Below are 1,848 nucleotides of genomic sequence, written 5' to 3'. Positions count from 1 at the left end.
GGAGGTTGGAGGTTGGAGGTTGGAGGTTGGAGGTTGAAGGTTGGAGGTTGCAGGTTGAAGGTTGGAGGTTGGAGGTTGGAGGTTGGAGGTTGGAGGTTGAAGGTTGGAGGTTGGAGGTTGGAGGTTGAAGGTTGAAGGTTGGAGGTTGGAGGTTGGAGGTTGGAGGTTGGAGGTTGGAGGTTGACAGTTGACAGTTGAGCACCAACTTTATCACCAGTACATTACATCCGATCAGCGCTAGCTAATATTAGCGTTAAGTTGCTCTAATCTAGCGTTTCTCATAGTAATCAGGTACACAGAATTTTTTCCCACTTACCTTCCCCCCTTATTAAGGGAGGGGGGATCCCTCTTGTTTCTTACCTGTTCCCAGATCCGCTGTTCCCTATTCCCTGTTCCCTATTCCCTGTTCCCTTAGACTCGCTCGGCTAGTTTTGTGATAACTTCAATAACCGTATCCGCAAGTTGATCATTTCCCCGGAGCCAACCGAGGGGAGTTAGATGCTTACCGGGAAGTTTCTCATCAATGAGAAGTTTATTGCCTAAATTCTCCTCTAGCCAACGCACCGTTCCAGCTTGTTGAGCAATCTTATCCTTACTGAAGCTAATCAAAGCAGTAAGATTAAATAAACGGCTATTTTTGATCAAGCAATAGGTTTGTTCGGGTGTGGGTAACACCCCGAAACCAAGTCTGTCTACTAAATCAGCTATGAATGGAACAGGAACCGCACTACTGGTACCGCTAATAACAGGAGCCATTAATACAGATGGTTGATTGATCAAAGAAATATATTTTAGCTCAGCATCTCTGAGGCTATCTTCAATCTGCTTCTCTTGATCTTTCCCCACACAATCTCCCAGAATTTCCTGAAGTTTTTTGGACTCCAAATCACTTAAAAGTTCCAAGAGTGCGATGTATTTTGTTCCAAGGCTGTGACCTAACCAAAAATAATTATTCCCTCTGGCAGAGGGGTCTTCTTCATAGATCCTGTACTCATAGCCCAATTTTTTTGCTTCTTCCAAAATTCCCTGGAATAGGGTTTTTTCTTCTTTGACCAAACCAATTGCTACAGGCCAATGGCGGAAGGTAAATCTAAACGGTCTGGCAACAACGGTATAACCTGATTCAAATAATCGCTTGGCGATATATCGGTAGAAAATTGTCGGAAAACTTCCGAAAAACGCACCACCAATTAACTGAACAACACCTATCGGCTTGGGATGGATAGCAACCCAAGCAAAGGGAATTGGTCTAAATTTAAATTCGGCATTCATGGCAGTAAGCTCTTTTAGGATAACTAAGTTGCAGGTTGCAGGTTAAAGGTTAGAGGTTGAAGGTTAAAGGTTAGAGGTTGAAGGTTACAGGTTAGAGGTTGAAGGTTACAGGTTAGAGGTTACAGGTTACAGGTTAGAGGTTGAAGGTTAGAGGTTGCCGGTTTAAGGTTGCAGGTTTAAGGTTGCAGGTTTAAGGTTACAGGTTGCAGGTTGCAGGTTGAAGGTTGCAGGTTACAGCTTGAAGGTTAGAGGTTGAAGGTTACAGGTTAGAGGTTACAGGTTACAGGTTAGAGCTTAGAGGTTACAGGTTACAGCTTTCAGGTTATTAACCCTTCAACCTTGGCCAAAGGCCACGCTACGCGAACAACATTAAAACCAAGCTTGGCCAAAGGCCACGCGATCGCGTTCAACCTTGGCCAAAGGCCACGCGATCGCGTTCAACATTCAACCCAAGCTTGGCCAAAGGCCACGCGATCGCGTTCAACCTTGGCCAAAGGCCACGCGATCGCGTTCAACATTCAACCCAAGCTTGGCCAAAGGCCACGCGATCGCGTTCAACCTTGGCCAAAGGCCACG

At 45.6% G+C, this 1,848-nt stretch carries 2 protein-coding genes and 1 pseudogene; 1 reads left to right on the top strand and 2 read right to left on the bottom strand.

Annotated elements, in window-relative coordinates; translation table 11 throughout:
* Together F6K20_RS36700 and F6K20_RS36695 are read right to left on the bottom strand one after the other, a co-directional pair.
* Positions 1–202, bottom strand: a pseudogene (locus F6K20_RS36700) (hypothetical protein); the annotation flags it as partial.
* A gap of 209 nt (positions 203–411) precedes the next feature.
* Complete coding sequence (locus tag F6K20_RS36695) at positions 412–1,272, bottom strand: DUF1350 family protein (protein WP_287298134.1); 861 nt, start codon at positions 1,270–1,272, stop codon at positions 412–414.
* 339 nt (positions 1,273–1,611) lie between these two features.
* Between F6K20_RS36695 and F6K20_RS36690 the strand changes: the two genes are divergently transcribed.
* Positions 1,612–1,848 (top strand): hypothetical protein (locus tag F6K20_RS36690; protein ID WP_287298132.1); only part of this gene is annotated, 237 nt, incomplete at its 3' end.

It is taken from the genome of Moorena sp. SIO2C4 (assembly GCF_010672485.1).
In the GTDB taxonomy this organism is placed as follows: domain Bacteria; phylum Cyanobacteriota; class Cyanobacteriia; order Cyanobacteriales; family Coleofasciculaceae; genus Moorena; species Moorena producens.
This window is presented reverse-complemented; position numbering and strand designations above follow the sequence as displayed.